A 19,619-nucleotide genomic window follows, 5' to 3' on the forward strand; every position below is an offset into this window, starting at 1 on the left:
GAGACGGGAGAAGCCACGATGAGCGGTCCACGATTGGCATTGATATTCCCCGGCCAGGGAGCGCAGCAGCCCGGGATGGGACGCCCCTGGGCCGGCCGGCCGGGCTGGTTCCTGGCGGAGCGGGCGGCCGAGGTGTCCGGGCGCGATGTCGTGGAGCTGCTGCTGCGCGCGGACGAGGACGCCCTCCGTCGTACGGACAACGCCCAGCTGGCCACTTTCGTCCTGGAGATGGTGATCCTCCACGAGGTGCGTCATGCGCTGCCCGCCGCCAAGCGGCCCGTCGTGTGCGCCGGTCACAGCCTCGGCGAGTACGCGGCGCTGGTGGCCGCCGGAATCATCGGTTTCGACGACGGCGTACGGCTGGTCACCGCGCGCGGCGAGGCGATGCGCGCGGCGTGCGCCACGGAGCCCGGCACCATGGCCGTGGTGCTCGGCCTGTCCCCGGGGCTCGTGGAGCAGGCGGCTGCGGGGGTCCGCGAAGACGGCGGCCGGGTGTGGGTGGCCAACCTCAACTCGCCGCAGCAGAGCGTCGTCTCCGGTGAGAGCGGAGCGGTCGCCCGGTGCGCCGAGGCGGCCCAGGCCCTGGGCGCGCTCCGGATCGTGTCGATCCCGGTGGGCGGCGCCTTCCACACGCCCCTGATGCGGCCCGCGGCCCACGCGTTCGTCCGGGCGGCGCAGGCCGCCGAGTTCCGGCCCGGCCACGCGCCGGTCGTGGCCAACGTGGACGCCCGCCCGCACCGGGGCACCGATGCCTGGCCGCAGCGGCTCGGGCAGCAGATCACCGGGCCGGTGCGCTGGGCGGAGTCGGTGCGCACGATGGCCGACGAGCTGTACTGCGACATGTTCGTGGAGATCGGCCCCGGCCGTACGCTCACCGGCCTCGCCCGCAAGATCACCCCCCAGGTCTCCCGGCTGACGATCTCCGAACCCGGCCAGCTGGTCGCCGTGCCCGCACCGGCGCCGTCCCCCGCGGACCCCTCGGTGACGCCTTCGCTGCGCTCCTCCTCGGTACGGAGCGCCGCGTGAGCGCGGAGGAACACTGGGACGCGATCGTCGTCGGCTCGGGGATCGGCGGGCTCGTCTGCGCCGCCTACCTCGCGGTCGCCGGCAGGCGGGTGCTCGTCGCCGAGCAGGGCGGTGTCGCGGGCGGCAACAGCCATGTCTTCCGCAGGCGCCGCGCGTACGAGTTCGACGTCGGCGTGCACTACCTCGGCGACTGCGGCTCCGACGGCCTGCTCCCCGCCATCCTGAACGGTCTCGGCCTGCGCGACCGGCTGCGCTACCGGGAGATGGACCCGGACGGTTTCGACCGCATCGTGATCCCGGGGACCACCCTGGACATGCCGGCCGACTGGGAGACGTACCGCAAGCGGCTTCACGAGGCGTGCCCCGCGGACGCGCCCGGCATCGACACCTTCCTGGGCATCGTGTCCGCCCTGGGCGCGGAGCGGCGGGACGCGATCGTCGCCCCCGGTGACGTGCCGATGTCCGAGCTGCCGCAGCACGCACCGCAGTCGGTGGCCTGGGGGCGGCGTACGCTCACCGAGCTCTTCGCCCACTGCGGGCTGTCCACCCGCGCCCGGACGCTGCTCGCCGCCCAGTCCCCCAACTACGGCATGGCGCCCGACGAGGCGACCGTCGCCCTGCACGCCACGGTCACCGACCACTACGTGCGCGGCGCGTACTACCCGGAGGGCGGCGGCCAGACCCTGGCCGCCGGGCTGCTGGAGGTCATCCGTGCGCACGGCGGCGCCCTGCGCACGTACAGCAGGGTCAGCCGGATCACGGTCGGCGACGGGCGGACCCGGGGCGTCGAACTCGCCGACGGCAGCCGGGCGCTGGCTCCGGTCGTGGTGTCCAACGCCGACTACCGGCGGACGATGCTCGGGCTGGTCGGCGAGGAACGGCTGCCGCGCAGGCTCGCCGCCAAGACGCGGGACGCCCGGATGGCGCTGCCCTGGGCAGCCGTGTACGTCGCGCTCGACATCGACATCGAGCAGCACGCCAATCTGTGGTGGTACCGGAACGACGACATCGAGGGCTTCTACGCCGGCCTGCGCGCCGGCGCGGACACCGCTTCCGGGGGCATGGACACGGCCGACTTCCTCTTCGCCTCGTTCGCCTCCGGCAAGGACCCCGTCACCCCGCGGATCTGCCCGCCGGGCCACTCCAACTTCCAGCTGATGACGCTGTGTCCCCCCGGTTTCGAGCGCTGGGGTGTCACGGCGGGCCCGGCCGACGGCGAGAAGTACCGCCGCAACCCGGTGTACCGGGCGGAGAAGGCCCGGCTCACCGAGGCCGTGCTGGACGCGGCCGAGGAGGCGCTCGGACCGTTCCGGAGCCACATCACCCATCTGGAGACCGCGACGCCGCTCACCCACGAGCGGTACACGCACTCCACCGGCGGCACCCCGTTCGGGATGGCGCACTGGGGCGCCGCCGGGGCCCGGCCCGACACGGCGACCTTCGTCGAAGGCCTGTACGTCACCGGCGCCAACACCCGCTACGGAAACGGCATCACCGGTTCGGCGGTCAGCGGCATCGCCTGCGCCGGCCAGATCCTGGGCCGCCGCCTGATGCACGAAGTGCACAGCGGCGCCACCCTGGGCGACCCGGCGGCGCTGCCCGAGCGCCGCGCGGACTGGGACCCGCTGGAGGTCTCCCGCGGCGACGAGGACCGGCTCGTCCGCACGGGGCCGGGACTCGGTCCCGCCCTGGAGAAGAGCCGATGAGCCTGACTCCGAAAGTGGCCGTCGTCACCGGTGCCACCAGTGGCATCGGCCTGGCGGTCACCCGCGCGCTCGCCGCCCGCGGCCACCAGGTCTTCCTGTGCGCGCGCACCGCCCGCACCGTCGCGGCCACGGTCAGGGAGCTCCAGGCGGAGGCTCTGGACGTGGACGGGACGGCGGGCGACGTCCGCGACCGCGACGACATCCGGCGCGTGGTGCGGCACGCCGTCGACCGCTTCGGCCCGGTCGACGTCCTGGTGAACAACGCGGGCCGCTCCGGCGGCGGCAGCACCGCGGAGCTCACGGACGAGCTGTGGTTCGACGTGATCGACACCAATCTCAACAGCGTCTTCCTGATGACCCGCGAGGTGCTCACCGCCGGAGGCATGCGCGCCAAGAAGCGCGGCCGGATCATCAACATCGCGTCCACCGCCGGCCGGCGGGGCGACGTCCTCGACGCCCCCTACTCGGCCTCCAAGCACGGCGTCATCGGCTTCACCCAGGCGCTCGGCAACGAACTGGCGCCCACCGGCATCACCGTCAACGCCGTCTGTCCGGGGCACGTCGAGACACCCACGGGCCGGCGGATCCGGCAGGAGTACGCGGCGGCGTACGGCATCGGCGAAGAAGTGGCCCTGAAGACGTTCCAGTCGAAGATCCCGCTCGGCCGCTACTCCACCCCCGCGGAGGTCGCGGGCCTGGTCGGCTATCTGACCACCGACACGGCCGCGTCCATCACCGCCCAGGCACTCAACGTCTGCGGTGGCCTCGGCACCTCCTGACCACCGCTAGCTCGGGTTGAGACTGATCTCCTGGACACGCTGCGCCGGGGTCTTGCCCACGAGTGCCGTGCGCATGGCGTAGGCCACGTCGTCCGCGGTGACCGGGTGCTTCTTGCCGTCGCCCTTGGTGATCTGAACGCCGTCGAAGACGCCCTCCAGAAGCTGCTCGATCGCCTGCTTGTCGTAGACCTCCACCAGCCGGCCGTCGATCGGCTTCATGGAGAGGATCTTCGGCAGGGACCTCGCCGGGCCGAACTGGATCTGCTTGCCGCCCGCCTTGATCGTGATCAGGCCGGACATCGCCGGCTGGGCGAACTCCCGCATGGCCCGGTCCAGCTCGGCCCGGCCGATCTTCGGGGACCTGGTGACGACGGGCAGCTCCACCGTGTTCGGCCTGCCGGTCTCCACCTGGGCGCGGTAGGCGTCCTTGACCCGGGTCATCGAGCGGACCACGTCGAGCTGCTTGCCCGCCTTGCCCGGTACGGCGACCGCCTTGCCGGGCACGAACTTGATCGTGCCCTCGCTGGCCGTGCCCGAGGTGCCCGCCAGGTCGGCCAGCGCGACGCTCAGCTTCTCCTCGTCGACCGGGATCACCGGCTCGGCGACGCGCTCGCCGCCGAAGAGGGAGCCGATCACGGAGACGGGGTTGTAGTCGCTGCCCGCGGCGCCGCGCACGGTCTCCTGGCTGTCCAGGGCGAGACCGGCCTTGGAGGGCTTCAGCTTCGCCTGCTTGCCGTCGACGGTGAGGACGAGCGGCGTGGCGGCGCGCTTGCCGAGGGCGGTGTCGAGCTTGCCGACCGCCTCCTCCTTCGTGCCGCCGCCGATGTCGACGCCGAGGACGGTGGTGCCCTTCGGTACGTCGGAGTGGTTCATGAGGAGTCCCGCGCCGTACGCCACACCGGCCAGCCCCACGACGCCCACGGCCAGCAGGACCAGCTTGGAGCGGCCCTTCTTCGCGGGAGCGGCAGGGGCGGAGGAGGCGGCGGGCGGCGGTGTGGTCCGGGCGGGGGCGGCCGGGCCGGGGGCCGGGGCCGCCGGCCCGTCCGGGCCGGGGGAGACCGGGTCCGGGACGAAGCGGGCGCCGGCCTGCGGCGGGGCGAACGGCGAGTGCCGCTCCGCCGCCGGGATCACGGGCATGCCACTGGTCAGCGTGTCACCGGAGACGTACTCGCCCGCGGAGGGGCCCGGGGCCGGGTTCTGCGGGGTCAGTACCGCCGTGTCGTCGGTCATGGAGGGCTGGGCCGGGAAACCTGCGACGCCCGGCGGGTGCACGCCGGAACCGGGGCGCGGGCCGGAGCCCAGGAAGGGCGAGCTGCCGGTCATCGGGCCGGTGGTCGGACCCGCCGGACCGACGGCCGGGCCGGTCGGCCCCGCCGGACCGACCGTCGGGCCCAGGGGGCCCGTGGGGCCGGACGGACGCGTGCCGGCGGCGCGGCTGCCCCCGTTCGCGGCCGCGTCACCGGGCGTGCCGCCGGTGGTACGGCGCGGCAGCGGGGCGGCGCTCTGGCGCTGCGGCTCTTCCGGCGTGGAGGGCGTGGAGTACGGGAACTCGGGGCGCTGCCCACCGCCCTGCGGCGCGGCCGGCGCGGCAGCGGCCGGCGACGGAGCGGGCGCGGGCGACGACTTGCGCGGCGCGAACCAGTCGCTGGCCGGCGGCTGCTTGTCCTCGCCGGGACCGGCCTCCTCCCGCGACGGCTCGGCCGCGGTGTCCCGCGACGGCTCGGGCGGGCGGGACGTGGCACCCGTGCGCTCGGCCTTCACGGGCGAGGAGGGCGGCTCCGCGTCGCCCACGGGCGTACGCACGACGACCGGGGGGATCGGCCGCGATCCGGGGATGTTGATCCGGATGCGGGTGGTCAGCGTGGTCTCGGTCCTGGGCTCGTCCGGCTCCGCCCCCGCGGCGGCCCCGGCAGTCTCCTCCGGAGCGTCCTGCCCGGGGTGCGGCGACGGATACTGGCGGGATCCGTACGGCGGCGTCCCCGAGGGGTACGCGGCTCCGCCACGCCCCTGGGGGCCGGAGGACGAACTGTCAGTTTCACGACTCAAGGCAGGTTCTCCCGGTTAGCTCCGCTCGCCCGCTCTTACCCTGTACTGCGGGAGGCCCGGCGGCGCGCACCACCATACTGGCCGCCGCCGACAGGCGCCCCGCGCCCAGGGTGGCTAAGGGCCCGACGGCCGCGCGGGCACGGCCGGTTCACGGACTCAACTAGTACGTCATTTGCCAAGTCGGGCGCGGCCCGCAGGCGGCCGCGGCAGTTCCGTCATCGTGGCGCAGATCACAGCGACGGCCATCCCGCCCAGCAGGTAGGCGTACGAGACCGCGGAGCCGCCGACGAGCAGATCGCCCTCGGGACGGCTGACGGTCAGCAGGACGACGGCCACGAGCCATCCGGCGGCGGACGCGCCGACACCGGCCTTCGTGCCCGTGGCGTACAGGGAGCCGTAGAAGACGCCCGCCGCCGCGAGCAGCGCCAGCAGCAGGCCGCCGGGGAACCAGGCCGCGTGGACGAGTACGCCCGCCGCGCCCGTGAGCGCGCCCAGGACGACGAGGAGGAGGTAGGCGGCGGTGCGGCCCGGGGTCACGAGTCCACTCCCGCGAAGAGATCCGTCTCACGTCCGCCGGCGGCGCGTTCACCGCGTACCAGCTCGTAGAACTCCGTGACGAGGACGGGCTGGCCCAGGTGGTTGGAGAGGGCGAAGAAACCGTCCTCCACCGTGATCTGGGTGGCGTGCGCGCGCATCGCGGCGGTCTTGGCCCCGGCGTACGGCGCGCCGTCGATCTCCGTGGTGATCCGCGCGTCGTCGACGACTCCGGGGATGTCGTCCACGGCGGCGGTGCCCGGGAAGCTCACCGCTGCCGCGCGCAGGCGGGCGAAGCCGTCCTCCGCGTAGGTGCGCGGCACGCGGTTCCAGTAGATCTTGGCGATGGTGTGCGGCGCCCCGAGGTCCGGGCGGAAGTCCGGGTCGGCCGCGAGGTCGGCCGCGCGCATCGCGACGCGGTGGGCCTGGATGTGGTCCGGGTGTCCGTAGCCGCCGTCCGGGTCGTAGGTGACGAGGACCTGCGGGCGTACGGAACGGACCACCTCGACGAGGTACGCCGCCGCCTCGTCCACCGGCGCGGCCCAGAAGGCGCCCTCGCGGTGGTTCTGCGGGACGCCCATCATCCCGGAGTCGCGGAAGCGGCCGGGGCCGCCGAGGAAGCGGTGGTCGGTGACCCCCAGTTCCTTCATCGCGGCGGCCAGTTCGGCGATGCGATGGGCGCCGAGGGTGTCGTCGCGGTCGGCGGCCAGGTGCGCGAGGGCGGGCGGGATGACCTCGCCCTCCTCGCCGAGGGTGCAGGTCACCAGGGTGACCCGGGCGCCCTCGGCGGCGTACTTGGCCATGGTGGCGCCGTTGTTGATCGACTCGTCGTCCGGGTGCGCGTGCACGAGGAGCAGACGACGGGCTGGGTGGTCCTGGTCCGTCATGGGACCACCCTACGAGCCCCGCTCAGAACTTGATGCCCCCGATCATCCCTGCCACGTTCGTGGTCAGTTCGTTGATGGTGGGAGCGATGGAGGAACTGGCGAGATAGAAGCCGAGCAATACGCAAACCGCCGCATGTCCGGCCTTCAGTCCCGATTTCCGGACCATCAGGATGACGATGATCGCCAACAGCACTACCGCCGAAATCGAGAGTGCCACGGCGGTTCACCTCCACTTACTCGGGCCGAAACGGGCATGCGGACAGCTCCCGGCAAGTTCATACCCACCAGGCGCTACGGATCATAACTATCCGTGTGTACGCATTGTTCGGTGCACGGCAGCACGAGGGGCGCATGAAGTGACGTCGCGAGCGGTAGCTTCGGGCATATGACGACGAATCAACTCTCCTTCCCCCGGCAGCACGCCAGGACTCAGCGCTTCTCCCTCGGGGCACCCCGCGCGTTCACGGTGTCGCCCGACGGGGCCCGCGTGGTGTTCCTCCGTTCTTCGTCCGGCACCGACCGCGCCCACCGGCTCTGGGTGCTCGATCTGGAGGGGGGCGCGCAGGAGCGCGTCGCCGCGGATCCCGGACAGCTCCTCGGCGGCGCCGCCGAGGAGCTGTCGGCGCAGGAGAGGGCGCGGCGCGAGCGGAGCCGGGAGGGGTCCGCGGGCATCGTGTCGTACGCCGTGGACACGGCGGTCGAGCTGGCCGCGTTCGCGCTGTCGGGGCGGCTGTTCGCGGCCGAGCTGCGGGCCGGCACCGCCCGCGAGCTGCCCGCCGCGGGGCCGGTTCTCGACCCCCGGCCGTCGCCGGACGGGCTGCGTGTCGCGTACGTCGCCCAGGGCGCCCTGCGGGTGATCGGCGCGGAGGGCGACGGCGACCGGGCGCTCGCCGAGCCGGAGGACGAGGGCACGACGTACGGCCTGGCGGAGTTCGTGGCGGCCGAGGAGATGGGCCGCTCGCGCGGCTTCTGGTGGTCGCCGGAGTCGGACCGGCTGCTGGTCGCCCGCGCGGACGACGCGGCCGTGGCGCGCTGGTGGATCTCGGATCCGGCCAACCCGCACAGCGAGCCCGCGCGGGTCGCGTACCCGGCGGCGGGGACGCCCAACGCCGAGGTGCGGCTCTTCCTGTACGGGGTGGACGGCCGGGAGCGCACGGAGGTGGTGTGGGACCGTGCGAGGTATCCGTACCTGGCACGGGTCCACTGGTCGGACGCGGGCGCGCCGTTGCTGCTGGTGCAGGCGCGGGACCAGCGCAGCCAGGTGTACCTGGCGGTGGACACCGGGACCGGTGCGACGCGGACCGTGCACGTGGACGAGGACCCGGTGTGGCTGGATCTTTTCGACGGGGTGCCGGTCTGGGCCCCGGACGGACGGCTCGTACGGATCGCGGACGAGGGCGGGGCGCGGGTGCTGGCCGTCGGCGACCGGACGCTGACCGGGCCGCAGTTGCAGGTGCGGGCGGTGCTGGACGTGTCGGACGGCGATGTGCTCGTGTCGGCCTCGGCGGGCCCGGAGGCCGCTGCCGCGGAGACCGGCGAGGTGCATGTCTACCGGGTCGGCGAGCTGGGCGTGGAGCGCCTCTCGGAGGGGCCGGGCGTGCATTCCGCGGTGCGGTCGGGCGGGGTGACGGTGCTGGCTTCGGCGTGCGCGGAGAGCAGCGGCACGGTGGTGCGGGTGGTGCGCGACGGCAAGCAGGAGGCCGTGGTCGCGTCGTACGCCGAGGAACCCGTGCTGCGCGCCCGCGTGCGGCTCGTCGAGGGGGGCGCGCGGCGGATTCCGTGCGCCGTCCTGCTCCCGGCGGGCTACACGGAGGAGGACGGCCCGCTTCCGGTGCTGATGGATCCGTACGGAGGACCGCACGCCCGGCGCGCCGTCGCCGTCCACAACGCCCACCTCACCTCGCAGTGGTTCGCCGACCAGGGCTTCGCGGTGGTCGTGGCCGACGGGCGGGGGACCCCCGGCCGCTCCCCCGGCTGGGAGAAGGCCGTCAGGGACGACTTCACGCTCACGCTCGACGACCAGATCGAGGCGCTGCACGCACTGGCCGCGGACTTCCCGCTGGACCTCGCACGGGTCGCGATCCGCGGCTGGTCGTACGGCGGCTATCTGGCGGCCCTCGCGGTGCTGCGCAGGCCCGACGTCTTCCACGCGGGGATCGCGGGCGCGCCCGTGACCGACTGGCGGCTGTACGACACGCACTACACGGAGCGCTACCTCGGGGACCCGGACGCGCAGCCGGAGGTGTACGCCGCCAACTCGCTCGTCACCGACGAGGGGCTGTCCCGGCCGGCCGGCACGCACCGGCCCCTGATGATCATCCACGGCCTGGCGGACGACAACGTGGTGATGGCGCACACGCTGCGGCTGTCGTCGGCGCTGCTCGCCGCGGGGCGGCCGCACGAGGTGCTGCCGCTGTCGGGGGTGACGCACATGACGCCGCAGGAGCAGGTCGCGGAGAATCTGCTCCTGCTCCAGGTGGACTTCCTGCGGCGGTCGCTGGGGCCGAGGTGATCCCCGCCGGCCCCCACCCGGTCGCCGGACGGACCTGGTCCTCCGGGGCCCGGGGCGCGAGTACCCGGCCGGGGGCGACATGGCGGCGCCCCCGGCCGGGCAACGGCACCCGCACGGCCGCACGATGTTCAGTGTCGTCCGTCCACATATCGGTGTGGGGTCGGCCGAGTTGCGCGGCTGTTAACCCGGCCGGCCGTCATCCGACGGGCGCGCCCGGCCCGTCCTCCGCCGGGACGACGTGCTTCTCCTCCGCGAAGTGGCACGCCGAGTCGTGCGCCGCCGGGGAGTCCTCGTCCCGGAAGGCCGCCGGCACCGCCAGTGCCGGCACCTCCAGCGCGCACCGGTCCCACGCCTTCCAGCAGCGCGTGCGGAACCGGCAGCCCGACGGGATGTTCGCCGGCGACGGCACGTCACCGGTCAGGAGGATCCGCTCGCGGTGGTCGCGGGCCTCCGGGTCGGGCACGGGCACGGCGGACAGCAGCGCCTGGGTGTAGGGATGGGTCGGGTGGTCGTAGATCTCGGCGTCCCGGCCGGTCTCGACGATCCGCCCAAGGTACATGACGCCGACCCGGTCGGAGATGTGCCGCACGATCGACAGGTCGTGCGCGATGAAGACGTAGCTGAGGCCGAACTCGCTCTGGAGCTTCTCCAGCAGGTTGACGACCTGCGCCTGGACCGAGACGTCGAGGGCCGACACCGGCTCGTCGGCCACGATGATCTCCGGCTGGAGCGCGAGCCCCCGCGCGATGCCGATGCGCTGGCGCTGGCCGCCGCTGAACTGGTGCGGATAGCGGTGGATGTACTCCGGGTTCAGGCCGACGACGTCCAGGAGCTCCTGGACCTTCTGCCGCCGGCTGCCCCTGGGCGCGACCTCGGGGTGGATCTCGTACGGCTCACCGATGATGTCGCCCACCGTCATACGGGGGTTGAGCGAGGTGTACGGGTCCTGGAACACCATCTGGATGTTGCGGCGCACCGCCTTCAGCGCGCGCCCGGACAGCTTGGTGACGTCCTCGCCCTTGTAGAGGATCGTCCCGGACGTGGGCCGCTCCAGATGGACCAGCAGCCTGGCCAGCGTGGACTTGCCGCACCCCGACTCCCCCACGATGCCGAGCGTCTCGCCCGCCGCCAGGCCGAGGTCGACGCCGTCGACCGCCCTGACCGTGCCGACCTGCTTCCTGAAGAGGACGCCCCGTGTGAGCGGGTAGTGCTTGTGCAGGTCCCGTACCTCCAGGACCGGCTCGGCGCCCCGCCCGGCCGGCTCAGCCATGGAGGGTCTCCGGCCAGAAGTGGCACGCGCTCCCCCGGCCGTCCTCCACCTCGTACAGCGGCGGCACATCGGTGCGGCACACGTCGCGGACCAGCGGGCAGCGGGGGTGGAAGGGGCAGCCGGACGGGATGCGCGTGAGGTTCGGCGGCAGGCCCCTGATCGCGTACAGCTCCCGGCCCTTCTGGTCCAGGCGCGGGATCGAGTCCAGCAGGCCGCGGGTGTACGGGTGGGCCGGCGCCTTGTAGATGTCGTGGACCGGCGCCGTCTCCACGATCCGGCCCGCGTACATGACGGCGATCCTGTCGGCGACGTCCGCGACGACGCCCAGGTCGTGCGTGATGAGGACGAGCCCCATGCCGAGCTCGCGCTGGAGCTCCGCGAGCAGGTCCATCACCTGCGCCTGGACGGTCACGTCGAGAGCCGTGGTGGGCTCGTCGGCGATGATCAGGTCGGGCTCCAGGGCCAGCGCCATCGCGATCATGATGCGCTGGCGCATGCCGCCGGAGAACTGGTGCGGGTAGTCACCGGCCCGCTCCTTCGCCGCCGGGATGCGCACCCGGTCCATCAGCTCGACGGCCTTCGCCTTCGCGTCCTTCCTGGACATCCCCCGGTGGACGGTGAACATCTCGCCGAGCTGGTGGCCGACGGACAGCACCGGGTTGAGGGAGGACAGCGCGTCCTGGAAGATCATGGCCATCTCCCGGCCCCTGACCCCGCGCCGTTCGTCCTCCCTGAGCTTCAGCAGGTCGCGGCCCCGGAAGACGATCTCGCCGCCCGTGATCCTCCCCGGCGGCATGTCGAGGATGCCCATGACCGCCTGCGCGGTGACGGACTTCCCGGAGCCGGACTCGCCGAGCACGGCGAGCGTCTCGCCCTCCGCCACCGCGCAGTCGACGCCGTTGACGGCCTTGGCGACCCCGTCGCGCAGGCGGAACTCCACGTGCAGGTCACGTACTTCGAGCAATGGGCCGGGCATGGCGGGGCTCCTCAGCGCAGCTTGGGATCGAGGGCGTCGCGCACCGCGTCACCGAGCATGATGAACGCGAGCACCGTGACCGCGAGCGCGCCCGCCGGCCAGAGCAGCATGTGCGGGGCGTTGCGGACGTAACTGGAGGCGGCGGAGATGTCGATGCCCCAGGACACGGCGGGCGGGCGCAGGCCGACGCCGAGGAAGGAGAGGGTCGCCTCCAGGGAGATGTACGTACCGAGGGCGATGGTCGCCACGACGATGACCGGCGCGACGGCGTTGGGCGCGACGTGCCGCAGCAGCATCCGTGCGTTGCTCGCGCCGAGCGCCCGCGCCGCCTGCACGTAGTCGTTCTGCTGGACGGTGATGACCGAGCCGCGTGCGATACGGGCGATCTGCGGCCAGCCGAGCAGCACGATGAAGCCGATCACCGGCCAGACGGTGGTGCTGGTGACGACGGAGAGGAAGACGAGGCCGCCGAGGACGACGGGGATGCCGAAGAAGACGTCGGTGATGCGGGACAGCAGCGCGTCCCAGCCGCCGCCGAAGAAGCCGGCGAGGCCGCCCAGGGCGCTGCCGAGGAGGGCCACCCCGAGGGTGGAGCAGACGCCGACCGTCACCGACGTCCTGGCGCCGTACACGGTGCGTGTGTAGACGTCGCAGCCCTGGCCGTCGAAGCCGAAGGGGTGGCCGGGCTGGGAGCCTTCCTGGGCCCTGCCGAGGTCGCAGTGGAGGGGGTTGCCGCTCGCGATCAGGGACGGCCAGAGCGAGATGACGACGAGGAAGACGATGACGAGCCCGGAGACGACGAAGACCGGATTGCGGCGCAGGTCCCGCCAGGCGTCGGACCACAGGCTCCGCGGCCTGCCGGCGGGGTCCGGGTCCTGCGGGCCCCCGGGCCCCTCCTCCAGCGCCCGGCCCTCGTCCGGGGCGAGATCCGTCGCGCCGCCGGCTCCGGCCTCCGAGACCGCCGCGTCGGGACCGTAGGGGGGCTCAGGCATAACGGATCCTCGGGTCGAGTACGGCGTACAGGAGGTCGACGATCAGATTCGCCAGCAGGAAGACCAGCACCAGGACGGTCACGAAGCCGACGACGGTCTGGGAGCTCTGCCGGACGATGCCCTGGTAGAGCTGGTAGCCGACGCCGTGGATGTTGAAGATCCGCTCGGTGACGATGGCGCCGCCCATGAGGGCGCCCACGTCCGTACCGATGAAGGTGACGACGGGGATCAGCGAGTTGCGCAGGAGGTGGCGCGAGACCACGCGGCGCCTGGGCAGGCCCTTGGCGACGGCCGTGCGGACGTAGTCGGCGCGGGCGTTCTCGGCGACGGAGGTCCTGGTGAGGCGGGTGACGTACGCCAGGGAGACCGAGGCCAGGACCAGGCCGGGGACCAGCAGCTCGTCGACCGTGGCCATGGGCGGGACGGCCGGCTCGATGATCCCCCACTTCACGCCGAGCAGCAGCTGGAGCAGCAGGCCGGTGACGAACGTCGGGACCGAGATGACCACGAGCGTCACGAGCAGGACACCGGTGTCGGCGGGGCGGCCGCGGCGCAGGCCGGTGAGCACGCCGAGGCTGATGCCGATCACCACCTCGAACACGACGGCGACGGCGGCCAGCCGGACGGTCACGGGGAAGGCCGTCCCCATCAGCTCGGTGACCTTCTGGCCGTTGAAGGCGGTGCCGAAGTCGCCGGTGAAGACGTTGCCCATGTACGTCGCGTACTGCTGCCACACGGGCTGGTCGAGGCCGAACTCCGCGCGGAGCCGGGCGGCGGTCGCGGGGTCGCACTGCCGGTCGCCGCAGAGCCCCGCGACGGGGTCGCCCATGACGTTCACCATCAGGAAGATCAGCAGTGTGGTGCCGAAGAAGACCGGGATCATCTGCAGCAGACGCCGGATCACATAACGTCCCATGAAGGGCTCCTCGGAAGGGGGGCGCCTACGTCCGGCCCGGTGTCAGCCCACCGTGATCTCGTCGTAGACGGGGACGCTGAAGGGGTTCAGGGCCACGTTCGAGATCCGGTCGGAGTAGCCGGCGCTGCCGTTCTGGTACCAGAGCGGGATGGCGGCCATCTCGTCGCGTACGACCTCCTCGGCGTCCTTGAACTTCTCGGCCGCCCGGACCGGTTCGGCCTCGGCGTTGGCCTCGTCGACGAGCCGGTCGAACTCCTCGTTGGACCACTTGCCGTCGTTGGACGAGGCGTTCGTGTAGTAGAGCGGCTGGAGGAAGTTCTGGATCAGCGGGTAGTCCATCTGCCAGCCGGCCCGGAAGGGGCCCGTCATCTTGTGGGCGGTGATCTCGTTGCGGAAGTCGGCGAAGGTGCCGACGGGGTTGCCCGTGCACGCCCTGTCGTTCCCCAGCGCGTTGTTGATGCTGTTGCAGACGGCGTCGACCCACTCCCGGTGGGAGCCGGTGTCCGCGTTGAACGTGAGCCGCAGCGTGCCGCCGGGAATGCCGCCGCCCTCTTCGACCAGCCTTTTCGCCTCGGCCGCGTCGAACTCGCACGCATCGCCGCACAGCCCGTCGTCGAAGCCGCCCTCCTCCTTGAGGACCGGGGAGGTCCAGTCCTTGGCGGGGGTGCGGGTCTTCTGGAAGATCGTGTCGGTGATCTGCTGCCGGTCGATCGCCATGGACAGGCCCTTGCGGACCTTCTCCATGCCGTCGGCGTTCCACCGCTTGTCGTAATAGGGGAAGGCGAGGGTCTGGATGATGCCGGCCGGGGTGTTGATGTAGCGGTCGCCGAGGTCGGCCCGGACGTTCCTGAGCTGGGAGGCCGGTACGTCGTCGAGGAGGTCGAGGTTGCCCGCGGTGAGGTCGGTGTACGCGATGGTGTTGTCGGTGTAGACCTTGAGGTCCACGCCGTCGTTGCGCGCCTTGTCCTCACCGGGGTACTGGTCCCACTTGCGCAGGCTCATCATCGAGCCCCTGGTGTACGACTCGACGGTGTACGGGCCGTTGCCGACGGGCTTGGCCAGCCAGGCGTCGTGGTCGTCGAAGAACGCCCTGGGCAGCGGCGCGAAGGCGTTGTAGCCGAGGGTCTCGGGCCAGGTGGAGAACTTCTGGGTGAGCCTGACGGTGAAGGTCCTGTCGTCCTTCACCTTCAGGCCGGAGAGGGTGCCGGCGGTGGCCTCGCCCTTCTCGGGGTGGACCTTGTCGTAGCCCTCGATGTAGGTGAAGAAGTAGGCGTTGCGCTGGTTGTTCTTCAGGTGCGCGCCGTAGTTCCAGGCGTCGACGAAGGACTTGGCGGTGACCTTCTCGCCGTTGCTGAACGTCCAGCCGTCCTTGACGGTGACGGTGAAGTTCCGCGAGTCGGTGGTGTCGATGCTCTCGGCCAGCCAGTCCTGGGCCTCACCGGTCTTCGGGTCGTACCGCTTGAGGCCGCGGAAGAGCATGTCGAGGACCTTGCCGCCCTGCACCTCGTTGGTGTTCGCGGGCTCCAGCGGGTTCGGCGGGTCGCCCCAGGACGAGCTGACCACTCCTGACGCACCGCCACCGCCGTTGCCACCGCCGCCGCAGGCCGTCGCCGCGAGGGCGGCGGCCAGGGCACATGCCGCCCACTTGGCGTGCGTGGCTCCGCGCATGGAGTCCCTCCTGAGGTCCTTGGGTCTCACGTAGCACCCATATCACCCCAGAGCCGCACATACCGCACTTCAACCGCGCCCGTTCGCGCGGCGGACGCGGGCACGCGCCGAAAAGCGGGGGCGCCCCGGGCCGTGATGGCCCGGGGCGCCCCCGTGTGCGTACGGCCGAGCAGCGTCACGCCGCGTGGACGACGTCCTTCTCCTCGGCGAAGTGACACGCCGACTCGTGCGCCGCCGGGGTGTCCGAGGACGCGAAGCGCTCGGGGACCGCCAGCAGCGGGACCTCCTCGGCGCACTTGTCCTGCGCCTTCCAGCAGCGCGTACGGAACCGGCAGCCGGACGGCGGGTTCGCCGGGGACGGGACGTCGCCGGTGAGGATGATCCGCTCGCGGCCCTCGCGGGCGTCCGGGTCGGGGACCGGGACCGCCGACAGCAGCGCCTGGGTGTAGGGGTGCGTCGGGTGGTCGTAGATCTGCACGTCCGTACCGATCTCGGCCATCTTGCCGAGGTACATGACGCCGACCCGGTCCGAGATGTGCCGGACGATCGACAGGTCGTGCGCGATGAAGAGGTAGGACAGGTTGAACTCGTCCTGGAGCTTCTCCATCAGGTTGATGACCTGCGCCTGGACGGACACGTCCAGCGCCGACACCGGCTCGTCGCAGATGATGATCTCCGGCTGGAGCGCCAGGCCGCGGGCGATGCCGATGCGCTGGCGCTGGCCGCCGGAGAACTGGTGCGGATACCGGTTGATGTACTCCGGGTTCAGGCCCACGACGTCCAGGAGCTCCTGGACCTTGCGGCGCCGGTCGCCCTTGGGCGCGACCTCCGGGTGGATGTCGTACGGCTCACCGATGATGTCGCCCACCGTCATACGGGGGTTGAGCGAGGTGTACGGGTCCTGGAACACCATCTGGATGTTGCGGCGCACCGCCTTCAGCGCGCGCCCGGACAGCTTGGTGATGTCCTGGCCCTTGTAGAAGACCTCGCCGGCGGTCGCCTTCTCCAGCGTCATGAGGAGCTTCGCGACGGTGGACTTGCCACAGCCGGACTCCCCCACGATGCCGAGCGTCTCGCCCTGGTAGAGGTCGAAGGAGATCCCGTCGACCGCCTTGACCGCACCGACCTGCTTCTTGAACAGGATCCCCTGCGTCAGCGGGAAGTGCTTGACCAGGTTGCGCACCTGGAGGATCGGCTCCCCGCGCTCGACCGGGGCCTCGATCGCCGCCACCGCCTCCTCGGTGCTGGCGGCGTCGACGGTCTCGACCGCGGTGACGTTGGGGGTCGCGTCCACGGCAGCCTCGTCGTTCTTCTTCAGCTCAGCCATGGATCTGCTCCTTCCAGAAATGGCACGCACTGCGGCGCCCCGGCAGCTCGCCGCCGTCCCGCTCGGTGACGGACAGCAGGGCCGGGACGTCCGTACGGCAGATGTCCTGCGCCTTCGGGCAGCGCGGGTTGAAGGCGCAGCCGGACGGGATCTTCAGCAGGTTGGGCGGCAGGCCCTTGATCGCGTAGAGCTCCTGGCCCTTCTGGTCCAGGCGCGGGATCGAGTCCAGCAGACCACGGGTGTACGGGTGCGCGGGGCGCTTGTACAGCTCGTGGACCGGGGCGGTCTCGACGATCCGGCCCGCGTACATGACCGCGATCTTGTCCGCGACGTCGGCGACGACGCCGAGGTCGTGGGTGATCAGGATCAGGCCCATGTTGTACTCGCGCTGGAGCTCCGCGAGCAGGTCCATCACCTGCGCCTGGACGGTCACGTCGAGAGCCGTGGTGGGCTCGTCGGCGATGATCAGGTCGGGCTCCAGGGCCAGCGCCATCGCGATCATGATGCGCTGGCGCATGCCGCCGGAGAACTGGTGCGGGTAGTCGTCGACCCGCTCCTTCGCCGCCGGGATGCGCACCCGGTCCATCAGCTCGACGGCCTTCGCCTTCGCGTCCTTCTTGGACAGGCCCTGGTGGACACGGAACATCTCGCCGAGCTGGTAGCCGACGGACAGCACCGGGTTGAGGGAGGACAGCGCGTCCTGGAAGATCATCGCGATCTTCTGGCCGCGGATCTTGCGCCGCTCCTCGTAGCCCATGGTCAGCATGTCCTCGCCGCGGAAGAGGATCTCTCCCTGCGGGATGCGGCCGGGCGGCATGTCGAGGATGCCCATGATGGCCTGCGCCGTCACGGACTTGCCGGAACCGGACTCGCCGAGCACGGCGAGGGTCTCGCCGGCGGAGACGCTGTAGTTGACGCCGTTGACGGCCTTGACGACGCCGTCGCGGGTCTTGAACTCCACGTGCAGGTCACGGACGTCGAGCAGCGGTCCGCCGCCGTCCGTCGAACCTCGGGACGCGGGAACGTCCGCCGTCTTGTCGATGATGGTCATGTACGTACGCCTCCCTCAGCGCAGCTTGGGGTCGAGGGCGTTGCGTACCGCATCGCCGAGCATGATGAAGGCCAGGACGGTGATCGACACCATGATCGACGGGATGATCAGGACGTAGGCCGCGTTGCGCAGCTGCTCCTGGCCCGACGAGATGTCGACGCCCCACGAGACGGTCGGCTCCGCGAGACCGATGCCCAGGAAGGACAGCGTGGCCTCGGCCGAGATGTAGCCGCCGAGCGCGATGGTGGCGACCACGATCACCGGGGCGATCGCGTTGGGCAGGATGTGCCGGAGCAGGATGCGGGAGGTGGAGGCGCCGAGCGCCTTCGCCGCCATCACGTAGTCGGCCTGCTTGATGGTGATGACCGAGCCCCGGGCGACACGGGCGATCTGGGTCCAGCCCAGGAACGCGAGCGCCAGGATCACGACCCAGACGTGCCGCTGCTCGAAGGAGGTCAGCACCACCATCGCGCCGAGGATGAAGGGGATGCCGAAGAAGATGTCCGTGACGCGGGACAGCAGCGTGTCGATCCAGCCGCCGAAGTAACCGGCGAGCATGCCCGTCACCGTACCGATGACGGTGACGAGGAGAGTGACGAAGACACCGACGGCGATCGACGCCCGGGCGCCGTAGATGACGCGGGCGTAGATCGAGCGGCCCTGGACGTCGTAACCGAACCAGTCCTCGGCGAAGAGGTTCCCCCAGTTCGGCTTCTGGAGGTAGTGCTTGGCGAGGTCCGCGTGCCGGGGGTCGGCGCTGGTGAACAGGCCCGGGAAGGCGGACATGGTCAGCAGGAACACGATCAGGATCGCCGAGACCACGAACAGCGGGTTGCGCCGCAGGTCGTGCCAGGCGTCGGACCACAGACTGCGCGGCTTCTCGGCCTTGGCCGCGTCGGCGGCCTTGACCTGCGCGTCGGGTGCGACCGGTGTCCCGTTCTTGACGGTGGCTTCGAGCGCCTCAGGCATAACGGATCCTCGGGTCCAGGACCGCGTAGAGCAGGTCGACGAGCAGGCTGGCGACGAGATACACGACCACGATGAGGGTGACGATGCCCACCACGGTGGAGCCCTCACGCGACTTCAGCGCGCCGAAGACGGCGTAACCGACGCCCTGGACGTTGAAGATGCCCTCGGTGACGACCGCGCCGCCCATCAGGGTGCCGATGTCGGTGCCGAGGAAGGTGACCACGGGGATCATGGAGTTGCGCATCAGGTGGACGCCCACGATGCGCCGGCGGGGCAGGCCCTTCGCCACGGCGGTGCGCATGTAGTCGGAGCGCAGGTTCTCCGCGACCGAGGTGCGGGTGAGCCGGGCGACGTACGCGAGGGAGAGCGAACCCAGGACCACGGCGGGCAGGATCAGCTCGTGCGACTCCGCCAGCGCGCTCACGTTCGGTTCGACCCAGCCCAGCTGGTGGGCGAAGAAGTACTGGGCGAGGAAGCCGAGTACGAAGGACGGAACGGAGATCAGCAGGAGCGTCACCACCAGCAGTCCCCGGTCCCGGAAGGTGTCGGCCTTCAGGCCGGCCAGGACACCCATGGCGATGCCGACGATCGCCGTGAAGGCGAAGGCGAACAGGGCCAGCCGGACCGTGATCGGGAACGCGTCCCCGATCACCTCGGCGACGGGGCGCTGGGTGGCGATCTGGGTACCGAAGTCGCCCTGGAACAGGCCGGTCAGGTAGTTCCAGTACTGCTGCCAGATCGGCAGATCGAGCCCGAGGTCCTTCTTCATCTGGGCGATCTGTGCCTGGTCCACGGCCTGCTCGCCGGCGAGCGCGCGCACGGGGTCACCGGGCAGGGCGTACATCATCAAAAAGACCAGCAAGGTTGACCCGATGAAGACCGGGATCATCTGGAGCAGTCGCCGCGCGACATAACGCCCCATGTTTGCCTCCGTGTGGATAACTGTGGCCGGGGGCCGCT

17 protein-coding genes are annotated in these 19,619 nt (G+C 71.5%); 4 read left to right on the plus strand and 13 right to left on the minus strand.

Annotated elements, in window-relative coordinates; genetic code table 11:
• Positions 1-18 precede the first annotated feature (18 nt).
• The 3 genes from ACWD0Y_RS15645 to fabG are packed head-to-tail and all read left to right on the plus strand — an operon-like array spanning position 19 to position 3,511.
• Positions 19-1,026, plus strand: coding sequence for an ACP S-malonyltransferase (locus tag ACWD0Y_RS15645; RefSeq protein ID WP_450260885.1), 1,008 nt, complete (start codon positions 19-21; stop codon positions 1,024-1,026).
• Positions 1,023-2,732, plus strand: coding sequence for a phytoene desaturase family protein (locus ACWD0Y_RS15650; RefSeq protein ID WP_450260886.1), 1,710 nt, complete (start codon positions 1,023-1,025; stop codon positions 2,730-2,732). Before ACWD0Y_RS15645 ends, ACWD0Y_RS15650 begins: the two co-directional genes overlap by 4 nt.
• A complete protein-coding gene (gene fabG, locus ACWD0Y_RS15655) occupies positions 2,729-3,511 on the plus strand; it encodes a 3-oxoacyl-ACP reductase FabG (RefSeq protein WP_450260887.1) in 783 nt (260 codons plus the stop codon). Before ACWD0Y_RS15650 ends, fabG begins: the two co-directional genes overlap by 4 nt.
• Before the next feature lie 6 nt (positions 3,512-3,517).
• Here the strand turns inward: fabG and ACWD0Y_RS15660 are convergent, their stop codons facing one another.
• The 4 genes from ACWD0Y_RS15660 to ACWD0Y_RS15675 form a co-directional block, all read right to left on the minus strand.
• On the minus strand, positions 3,518-5,557 hold the full coding sequence (locus tag ACWD0Y_RS15660) for a hypothetical protein (protein WP_450260888.1): 2,040 nt from the start codon (positions 5,555-5,557) through the stop codon (positions 3,518-3,520).
• Between the two features lie 168 nt (positions 5,558-5,725).
• The gene (locus ACWD0Y_RS15665) at positions 5,726-6,094 is read right to left on the minus strand and encodes a DUF6113 family protein (RefSeq protein ID WP_450260889.1); all 369 of its coding nucleotides are present in this window, start codon (positions 6,092-6,094) and stop codon (positions 5,726-5,728) included.
• Positions 6,091-6,978 (minus strand): N-acetyl-1-D-myo-inositol-2-amino-2-deoxy-alpha-D-glucopyranoside deacetylase, encoded by an 888-nt coding sequence (gene mshB, locus ACWD0Y_RS15670; RefSeq protein ID WP_450260890.1) that lies wholly within the window; start codon positions 6,976-6,978, stop codon positions 6,091-6,093. Before mshB ends, ACWD0Y_RS15665 begins: the two co-directional genes overlap by 4 nt.
• A 22-nt stretch (positions 6,979-7,000) precedes the next feature.
• Positions 7,001-7,195, minus strand: a complete 195-nt coding sequence (locus ACWD0Y_RS15675; RefSeq protein ID WP_028811826.1) for a hypothetical protein — start codon at positions 7,193-7,195, stop codon at positions 7,001-7,003.
• Positions 7,196-7,363: 168 nt separating this feature from the next.
• Between ACWD0Y_RS15675 and ACWD0Y_RS15680 the strand changes: the two genes are divergently transcribed.
• Complete coding sequence (locus ACWD0Y_RS15680; protein WP_450260891.1) at positions 7,364-9,490, plus strand: prolyl oligopeptidase family serine peptidase; 2,127 nt, start codon at positions 7,364-7,366, stop codon at positions 9,488-9,490.
• Between the two features lie 196 nt (positions 9,491-9,686).
• On the opposite strand, the gene ACWD0Y_RS15685 is transcribed toward ACWD0Y_RS15680, so the two are convergent.
• From ACWD0Y_RS15685 to ACWD0Y_RS15725, 9 genes are all read right to left on the minus strand, one after another.
• The gene (locus ACWD0Y_RS15685) at positions 9,687-10,760 is read right to left on the minus strand and encodes an ABC transporter ATP-binding protein (protein ID WP_450260892.1); all 1,074 of its coding nucleotides are present in this window, start codon (positions 10,758-10,760) and stop codon (positions 9,687-9,689) included.
• Positions 10,753-11,736, minus strand: coding sequence for an ABC transporter ATP-binding protein (locus tag ACWD0Y_RS15690; protein ID WP_450260893.1), 984 nt, complete (start codon positions 11,734-11,736; stop codon positions 10,753-10,755). The genes ACWD0Y_RS15685 and ACWD0Y_RS15690 overlap by 8 nt, the downstream gene beginning before the upstream one ends.
• 11 nt (positions 11,737-11,747) lie before the next feature.
• Positions 11,748-12,728, minus strand: a complete 981-nt coding sequence (locus ACWD0Y_RS15695; RefSeq protein WP_450260894.1) for an ABC transporter permease — start codon at positions 12,726-12,728, stop codon at positions 11,748-11,750.
• Positions 12,721-13,644 carry an ABC transporter permease gene (locus ACWD0Y_RS15700; RefSeq protein ID WP_450260895.1) on the minus strand — a complete coding sequence of 308 codons (924 nt, stop codon included), beginning with the start codon at positions 13,642-13,644 and terminating at the stop codon, positions 12,721-12,723. Before ACWD0Y_RS15700 ends, ACWD0Y_RS15695 begins: the two co-directional genes overlap by 8 nt.
• 42 nt (positions 13,645-13,686) lie before the next feature.
• Positions 13,687-15,312 carry a peptide ABC transporter substrate-binding protein gene (locus ACWD0Y_RS15705; protein WP_450260896.1) on the minus strand — a complete coding sequence of 542 codons (1,626 nt, stop codon included), beginning with the start codon at positions 15,310-15,312 and terminating at the stop codon, positions 13,687-13,689.
• A 175-nt stretch (positions 15,313-15,487) separates the two neighbouring features.
• The gene (locus ACWD0Y_RS15710; protein ID WP_450260897.1) at positions 15,488-16,639 is read right to left on the minus strand and encodes an ABC transporter ATP-binding protein; all 1,152 of its coding nucleotides are present in this window, start codon (positions 16,637-16,639) and stop codon (positions 15,488-15,490) included.
• Positions 16,632-17,690 (minus strand): ABC transporter ATP-binding protein, encoded by a 1,059-nt coding sequence (locus tag ACWD0Y_RS15715; RefSeq protein ID WP_450260898.1) that lies wholly within the window; start codon positions 17,688-17,690, stop codon positions 16,632-16,634. The genes ACWD0Y_RS15710 and ACWD0Y_RS15715 overlap by 8 nt, the downstream gene beginning before the upstream one ends.
• Positions 17,691-17,705: 15 nt before the next feature.
• A complete protein-coding gene (locus tag ACWD0Y_RS15720) occupies positions 17,706-18,659 on the minus strand; it encodes an ABC transporter permease (RefSeq protein WP_450260899.1) in 954 nt (317 codons plus the stop codon).
• Positions 18,652-19,581, minus strand: a complete 930-nt coding sequence (locus ACWD0Y_RS15725) for an ABC transporter permease (RefSeq protein WP_093799242.1) — start codon at positions 19,579-19,581, stop codon at positions 18,652-18,654. The genes ACWD0Y_RS15720 and ACWD0Y_RS15725 overlap by 8 nt, the downstream gene beginning before the upstream one ends.
• Positions 19,582-19,619: the final 38 nt, after the last annotated feature.

The organism is Streptomyces altiplanensis (genome assembly GCF_053591575.1).

What these genes read in the sequence shown, in the direction of transcription:
- mshB (WP_450260890.1), bottom strand. Translation starts at nt 6,978, where the DNA reads ATGACGGACCAGGACCACCCAGCCCGTCGTCTGCTCCTCGTGCACGCG.
- ACWD0Y_RS15680 (WP_450260891.1), top strand. Translation starts at nt 7,364, where the DNA reads ATGACGACGAATCAACTCTCCTTCCCCCGGCAGCACGCCAGGACTCAG.
- ACWD0Y_RS15710 (WP_450260897.1), bottom strand. Translation starts at nt 16,639, where the DNA reads ATGGCTGAGCTGAAGAAGAACGACGAGGCTGCCGTGGACGCGACCCCC.
- ACWD0Y_RS15715 (WP_450260898.1), bottom strand. Translation starts at nt 17,690, where the DNA reads ATGACCATCATCGACAAGACGGCGGACGTTCCCGCGTCCCGAGGTTCG.
- ACWD0Y_RS15690 (WP_450260893.1), bottom strand. Translation starts at nt 11,736, where the DNA reads ATGCCCGGCCCATTGCTCGAAGTACGTGACCTGCACGTGGAGTTCCGC.
- ACWD0Y_RS15705 (WP_450260896.1), bottom strand. Translation starts at nt 15,312, where the DNA reads ATGCGCGGAGCCACGCACGCCAAGTGGGCGGCATGTGCCCTGGCCGCC.
- fabG (WP_450260887.1), top strand. Translation starts at nt 2,729, where the DNA reads ATGAGCCTGACTCCGAAAGTGGCCGTCGTCACCGGTGCCACCAGTGGC.
- ACWD0Y_RS15695 (WP_450260894.1), bottom strand. Translation starts at nt 12,728, where the DNA reads ATGCCTGAGCCCCCCTACGGTCCCGACGCGGCGGTCTCGGAGGCCGGA.
- ACWD0Y_RS15700 (WP_450260895.1), bottom strand. Translation starts at nt 13,644, where the DNA reads ATGGGACGTTATGTGATCCGGCGTCTGCTGCAGATGATCCCGGTCTTC.
- ACWD0Y_RS15645 (WP_450260885.1), top strand. Translation starts at nt 19, where the DNA reads ATGAGCGGTCCACGATTGGCATTGATATTCCCCGGCCAGGGAGCGCAG.
- ACWD0Y_RS15720 (WP_450260899.1), bottom strand. Translation starts at nt 18,659, where the DNA reads ATGCCTGAGGCGCTCGAAGCCACCGTCAAGAACGGGACACCGGTCGCA.
- ACWD0Y_RS15685 (WP_450260892.1), bottom strand. Translation starts at nt 10,760, where the DNA reads ATGGCTGAGCCGGCCGGGCGGGGCGCCGAGCCGGTCCTGGAGGTACGG.
- ACWD0Y_RS15725 (WP_093799242.1), bottom strand. Translation starts at nt 19,581, where the DNA reads ATGGGGCGTTATGTCGCGCGGCGACTGCTCCAGATGATCCCGGTCTTC.